Consider the following 6,459-nt stretch of genomic DNA (forward strand, 5'->3'; position numbering starts at 1 on the left):
ATAGGCCGCTTTCCTGGCTTTGCTTCCAGATGTATGCTCTTCTGCTCCTGCAGCTAATGGATCACCGCAAACAGGTTACTCGCCTGGGGATTCCCTTTCGACCCGAGCATCCGTATGATACTCATGCACGATCTTCATTCGAGCAACGGAGTTCTCTGTGTCTTTTAGCACCTCTTCATCGCGGCCTGCGCAAGTATCGGTCGCTCGTTCCTGGGCAGTCCTTGTTTGTCTGTCCATCCTGCAATTCCTCATCGCCGTCGACGTCACCGTGGTCAACGTGGCGCTGCCCTCTATCGGCAACGATCTGGGCGTTGATGCGCGCGGCCTGACATGGGTCGTCGTTGGTTACACCATCACAGGCGGTGGTCTGTTGATGCTTGGTGGACGTCTGGGAGACGTCTTCGGCCGCCGCCGCCTTCTGCTCATCGGAACCGCGATCTTCGGAGCGGCCTCGCTGATGGCGGGCCTCGCGGAGACCTTTCCGCTACTCGTCGGTGCAAGGTTGTTGCAGGGTGTAGGGGAAGCCCTCGCCCTGCCCGCTGCGATGGCGACCATCGTCCTGTTGTTTCCCGAAGGGCGGGCGCGCACCCGCGCCCTGAGCGTCTGGGCTGCGGTTGCGAGCTGCGGTCTTGTGCTGGGGTTCGTGCTCTCGGGAATCATCACCGAGTATCTCGGTTGGCGATGGATCTTCCTCATCGCCGTTCCGTTCGTCCTGTTCGTGCTGATCGCTTCTGTCGCCCTGCTACCTCGAGACCGATCACAGGAGCGCGCACCGTTGGATATTCTCGGATCGATTCTGCTGACGAGCGCACCGCTGCTGTTCGCTTTCGGAGTGGTGGAGGCCGGGGACAGCAATGGGGATGTGCCCTGGTCATCAATCGCTGCCCTGGTGGGAGCGGCAGCCGCCGCTGCATTGTTCGTCAAGGTGGAACGCCGAGCCGCAAACCCACTGGTTCCGCTGACCTTCTTCCGCAACCGGACACGAGTGCGAGCAAATCTTGCGACTGCACTGTTGAGCGCGGCGCTCTCAACGTCCTTTCTGCTGTTCACGTTCTATCTACAGGATGGACTCGGTCTCTCTCCGCTGGAATCCGGATTGCTGCTCCTGCCACTTGCGGTGGCACTAGTCGTCGCCGTGACCGTCGTACCTCGCCTCTTGGGGCGCTGGGGAGCGCGTGCTTGCATCGTCGTGGGACTGAGTTCCGCAGGGGCAGGCATGATCGTGATCGCGGCAGCCGCGCAGCTCGAAGCCCCCGCTTGGCTACTAACCCCCGCGATGCTCTTCATCGCCGCAGGAATGGGTTTCGGCCTCGTTGGATTGCAGTACGCGGCCGTGACCGAGGTCACCGACGATGATGCCGGAGTCGCATCCGGCGTACAGCGAGCCGCAGACCAGCTCGGTGGATCCGCAGGTGTCACGGTCTACGTGGGCCTGGGCTTCGCGTCGGCCCTTCACGGTGTATCACCCTATGTGCTAAGTAGCGGCCTCGCGATCATCGGCCTCTGCCTTGCGACCGCCATTGTCCAACGAATCGTAATCGTGACGCAGGAACAACAGACGAGGACATGAGCGTGCCGTCGTAACCCGATCCCGAAGTTCCCGATGAGGTGCTCCGTGGCGACGCCCGGCGACTCGTCAGTCAGCCCCGACCGGTGGTCGCGGGGCGCGCCCTTTGTTGCGCGCACCGCGACCATTCACCGCCCTCTCGGTCCGGTGGCGTATGACTGCGTCAAGGTGGAGGTGCGGGCGCTGGACAGCGAAACCGCCCGCCTGCTGCACCAGCGGCTGTGTGGCTGGATCGACCCCGGCAAAACCGGCAAGGCTTCCATAGATACCTTGTGCGGCTATGTCTGGCCGTCAGAGGCCAGTGGTTCGACCATGCGCAAGCGCCGCCAGCGGGTGCGCGAGGCGTTGCCTATTAAGTCCTGTTATTAAACCAAATATTTGTTAAATAGTTCGGTGTAAGTGTCTTGATTTACATCGTCTTTATTCAAATTGATTTGAACACTCTCATAAATCCTTCTTAAGAAAACATACTGAATAAAATCATCTGCATAATTCTTAATTCGGGGCAGGTAATTCAGCTCTAAAGGAATGTAGTAGTCCATTTTTCTAAAGTTTTTCCCTGTTTTTTTGAAGTGATAACTGACCGCATCAACAAACAATCGTCCGATCTGGTGCCGATTCCCTTTGAAGACTCCGTAAAATTTCAGATCATCATAAAATGACTGCAACTTAGACATGCCAACGCTTTTGTCATTATTTGAAATAAGTGTATTTATAATTTCAACATAGCTTTTTTTAATCAGCTGCACGCTAGGCTCATCAAATCGCCAAGTCCATGTATAGTTTTTTGCACTTTTCTCCGTATCAGGATAATTCTTTGATTTCTTTTTTGAGTGTGAAAGGCGCACCAGTTCAACATTTTTCCCATTTCCAAACGCAACTTTTAAAAAGGGCTTTTGTAAAACAAATTTGAATTTTTCATGGTCATTAAAATATGTCTGAATCAATGAAATTTGTTCTTGTTCTTCTTCTCGATTCCACGTTGTTTCAACTTCTGATATTCGCTGTTTGACTATTTTCTTTAATTGCCCCTCGCTTTTAAGAGTGTTGTATTCATTGCTTTTTGGAGTTGTCACAAACAGCCAAAATTCCCATATATCTTGGTCATAACGCTTTTGAATAATTAAATCCGCAATAGGCTCATTTTTTTTATTTAAACGATAAGTCCTTTGTCGTGGGCTTAAATCTAAAGAATATTTTTGGCTGAGTTTTTTTATGAGTTTTTGGATTTTATCTGCAAACATCGTGTTATCAGATTCAATAGTAAAGTGACTATAGAAATACGCACCGTTTGCAACTTTATCTACAATTTTTTGCGCTGTATAACGACTGTTCGGGCTGTAATGAATCATTTTATTGTTACCAAGCAATATTTGTTCAATTGTCATCAAACAATATTCTAAAAAGTCCTATGTAATCAAGCAATATTTATTCTAACTAAAAGCTATATTTTATAATGCTTTCAACGATTTTGATTTTTTACCAATGCCAAAGGCATTGGTCGGACTTAATTGACACAATTTGTCATCGTGCAATCAAGTGGTTCCTAGGTGACGGAATTTACATCTGTTTTTGCTTGGTTTATAGTCGCAATATTCATTGACTTAAAGCAGTCTGACCAACTGCCTGACCATTTTCGTTTTAGCGATTTTGAGCAGGCAACAGCCTGCTTAAAGCCATGTTTTTTTAGATAGCGCACAATTCAGAACTAGCCATTTTGAGTTGACCGATTGAGCGTACTACTGGAGAAATCCCGTTCGGTACGATCTGATGGGCGCTAGGGAGTTGTAATACTCCTTTTCGATCCAATCCGTTGTAAACGGGGTTGGGCGACAAGGACACGGGAGCCTATAAACAATCGAATGATTGTGAAGTGGTCGTGAGGTTAGATATAGCCTGACTAGATACAATTTTTTTTGTATTGAAACCCTGTTTTAACGATTACCGTGAGACCCTGACAGGATGTTAAGGGTCACTAATAACGGCAATGTGTTGCGGCAAATGCACTCTAAGAGGGAAGCGCAGCTCATTGGCACAACTGATGGCGTTTGAGGTAACAGCAATGTTACAGGCTAGCTGAGGAGAAATCTGGAAGCAGCGGCACCACTGAGTGAGATCATCTCAAGCAAAGTGGGTCAACGGATAGCTTAAACAGTATACATCCGGAAGCATAAACCGGAGACACGTGTAGATTAAGAGCCATACGCTCAGATTTTGTCTCAAAGTCATATCCACCAAATCTAAGGAACCGCGTGGTGGGGAAAATGGAAGCACTGACAGACAAAAGAGCATTGGCGTTCAATTGCTAAGATCGTTAGAAATAACTTGGGAATCTCCATGCTTAGACATTGAGTTGTCACGGCAAGGCATGGAGAGGGAGAGAGGATGAGTAGGTCGTATAAGTTATGAAAATAACGAAGTCGATGCTGTATTAAACATTGCGAACTCACCAGTGGCGTGGCTGCTAAGGGTGGTAAAGGGAGTAGTGTTGTCGAAAATCCGAGTCGGTTTTATGTTGTTATCTAAAAAAGCGAAACATAGCTAAAAATGGTTTGGTCGCCATTGTTTGTTCTGATAGGTCGGGATTGGTCTCCCGATCTAAGTCAGGACTAAGCAAACGTTAATGAAAGAAAAGAAAATACGGCAGCATAGTCTTGTGTACTGCATGATTTTTTTCATAGTTTCAATTCTAACTAATTGAATATTTAACTAATTTAGAAAAATTAGCGGGAGTCCTCGTTAAGATGAGTTTTTTCCATTCTTTAGTATAAAGAACGACGTATTGTGATAATGACTTGGGTATTTGCCTACCCATGTTCTACTCGACAAACAACGTGAACTCTACGAAAGTGAGATATGACTCCCTCGGTTGCGGCAAAACAACTAAACGAGGTGAGTTCCTAAATCTCTCTATTTTGCTTTCTAAGGCACTTTAATTTACTTCATGTAGGTAATATCAAAAAAACACCTAAAGTAGCTAAAAACCCTTATTTTTTGCATTTAAACGGTATATTTAACGAGTGTCTACGAGTGACACAAAGAAAAGTTGAGCCTCGACCCTCTGAAAAACTGCTTTAAAAAAATAAAAAAGACAAAAGGAATTAAATCAAATGCTGGTATTTGCACCTAGACCGAGCGAAGCGAGCAAAAAAGCTCTATGAGCGAAGCGAATTCATAGCCGCTTTTGCTTTTTTGAATCCTCGAAAGCAGTCACCAAAAAACAGCCCCCAAGACCGAGTGAAACGAGGTCAAAATGCCACGAGCGAAGCGAGTGCCATAGGGCTGTTTTTCACTCCCCTGCTCCTTTTTATTCTTTTAAGAAGCTTTTAAATACTTTTAGCCCCCCCTCAAAGCCACGTGTAACATGGCTTTCAAACTTTAAAAAAGTACAAACGCCAAGTATTAAAGTACAAACGCCAAGTTAAACACTGTTTAAAAAGTACAAACGCCAAGTTTAAAAAGTACAAACGCCAAGTATTAAAGTACAAACCTATGTATGTACTTTAATTTGTAAAAAAGTATTGACTCAAACAATGTACTTAGTATAAAAACAAACCGATTTATTATTTTTGAGCTGTTTATATGGCTGTAGATCTAAAGAAACATTATCCGAAAGATTGGGTTGTCTTACAAAACCGAGTTGCTGAATGCTTTCGTGGAATGAGCCTTGATGAAAAACGTCTTTTTATCATGTCTACGCCGCTTGCTAGAACAACACAAATATCAAGTAATGAACCTATTTTTATCTCATCTCATGAATTTTCACGTGAGTGTAATGTCGATCTTTCAACCGCATACACAGCACTAGAAACAGCGTCAGAGCGTCTTTTTACCCGATTTTTCGGATATACAGCACAAAATGGGGATCGGGTGAAAATAAGATGGTTGAACAAGGTTGTTTATAAAGTAGGGCAAGGGGGTTCAGAACTCTACTTTACTGATGAAGTCCTTCTTCTTCTTAGGGAGTTTGATGCTTTAAATCCTTATACAAAATATAAAAAAGAGGTTGTATTACGGCTCCGGAAAGACTACTCACTAGACATCTATCACTTAGCTAAGAAACATCAGGTGATGGGCGGTTTTCAAATCAGCCTTAATGATCTTTTTGAACAGCTTGGCTTACCTGAGTCGTATCAAGATTTAAGTAATTTAAAAAAAAGGGTAATTAAACCCTCATTAGATGAAATTAATCAAAATACGGATATTAACCTCAGCTATGAGAATATAAAGCAGGGGCGTTCTGTAGTCGGCTTTAAGTTCACTGTAAAAGAGAAACCAAAACCTAAAACTCTAACGACACAAGCTCGGGACCCGAACACAATAGATATGTTCTGCGATTTAACAGATGCTCAAATCAGCAAATATAGTGCTATTTTAAGTCGTGTAAGTGACATATCTGACCTTTCTACATTCCCGACATACGATGCTTTTACTCTGTTTATTGCCGGTATTTTGAGAGACCCAAAATCAGTACGTGAAGAAACTGCAAAACGGATATTTACAGCATTGCGTAAACATACTGATTTCAAAGGGTAATACCTATTTTCTTTCAAAAAAATAGGTGATCAAAGCAAGTATTCCCAAGGCTTTTGAGATTATTAAATAATCATCACTAGGTACAATATCGACATAGTGAAATGCTGTTAGCATCAACCAAAAGCCTAGGAAAAAAAATATAAACTTAGACTTAAATAAATGAGGGAGTTTTTTAAATATTTCAGCAGTTTTTAAGGTTGCAATATTCATATTAAGTGGTCGCGCTGGGCTGGACGGTAACCGAGTTCGCGGCGGGCAAGTACGACATCACCCGGCCCAAGGCGGCAGGCTGACCCCCCCCACTCTATTGTAAACAAGACATTTTTATCTTTTATATTCAATGGCTTATTTTCCTG

Annotated in this window: 4 protein-coding genes and 2 pseudogenes; 4 read left to right on the forward strand and 2 right to left on the reverse strand. The window is 44.9% G+C overall.

Annotated features, from left to right (window positions below; genetic code table 11):
- The first annotated feature begins 157 nt into the window (after positions 1-157).
- Together FTV37_RS16145 and repC (FTV37_RS17995) are read left to right on the forward strand one after the other, a co-directional pair.
- A complete protein-coding gene (locus tag FTV37_RS16145) occupies positions 158-1,570 on the forward strand; it encodes an MFS transporter (RefSeq protein WP_199792616.1) in 1,413 nt (470 codons plus the stop codon).
- A 33-nt stretch (positions 1,571-1,603) separates the two neighbouring features.
- Positions 1,604-1,918: pseudogene (gene repC / locus FTV37_RS17995) on the forward strand (replication protein C, IncQ-type); the annotation flags it as partial.
- Between the two features lie 14 nt (positions 1,919-1,932).
- Here repC (FTV37_RS17995) and FTV37_RS16155 read toward each other — a convergent pair.
- Positions 1,933-2,955 carry a hypothetical protein gene (locus FTV37_RS16155; protein WP_247166083.1) on the reverse strand — a complete coding sequence of 341 codons (1,023 nt, stop codon included), beginning with the start codon at positions 2,953-2,955 and terminating at the stop codon, positions 1,933-1,935.
- A 2,194-nt stretch (positions 2,956-5,149) separates the two neighbouring features.
- Between FTV37_RS16155 and FTV37_RS16160 the strand changes: the two genes are divergently transcribed.
- Entirely contained in the window at positions 5,150-6,103 is a 954-nt protein-coding gene (locus tag FTV37_RS16160; RefSeq protein WP_179991697.1) for a replication initiation protein, read from the forward strand.
- 3 nt (positions 6,104-6,106) lie between these two features.
- Here the strand turns inward: FTV37_RS16160 and FTV37_RS16165 are convergent, their stop codons facing one another.
- Entirely contained in the window at positions 6,107-6,313 is a 207-nt protein-coding gene (locus tag FTV37_RS16165; protein WP_179991696.1) for a hypothetical protein, read from the reverse strand.
- A 5-nt stretch (positions 6,314-6,318) separates the two neighbouring features.
- Between FTV37_RS16165 and repC (FTV37_RS18235) the strand changes: the two are divergent.
- Positions 6,319-6,396 (forward strand): annotated as a pseudogene (gene repC, locus FTV37_RS18235) (replication protein C, IncQ-type); the annotation flags it as partial.
- Between the last annotated feature and the right edge of the window lie 63 nt (positions 6,397-6,459).

Origin of the sequence: Acinetobacter sp. YH16042, assembly GCF_013417245.1 — a bacterium.
GTDB lineage: Bacteria > Pseudomonadota > Gammaproteobacteria > Pseudomonadales > Moraxellaceae > Acinetobacter > Acinetobacter amyesii.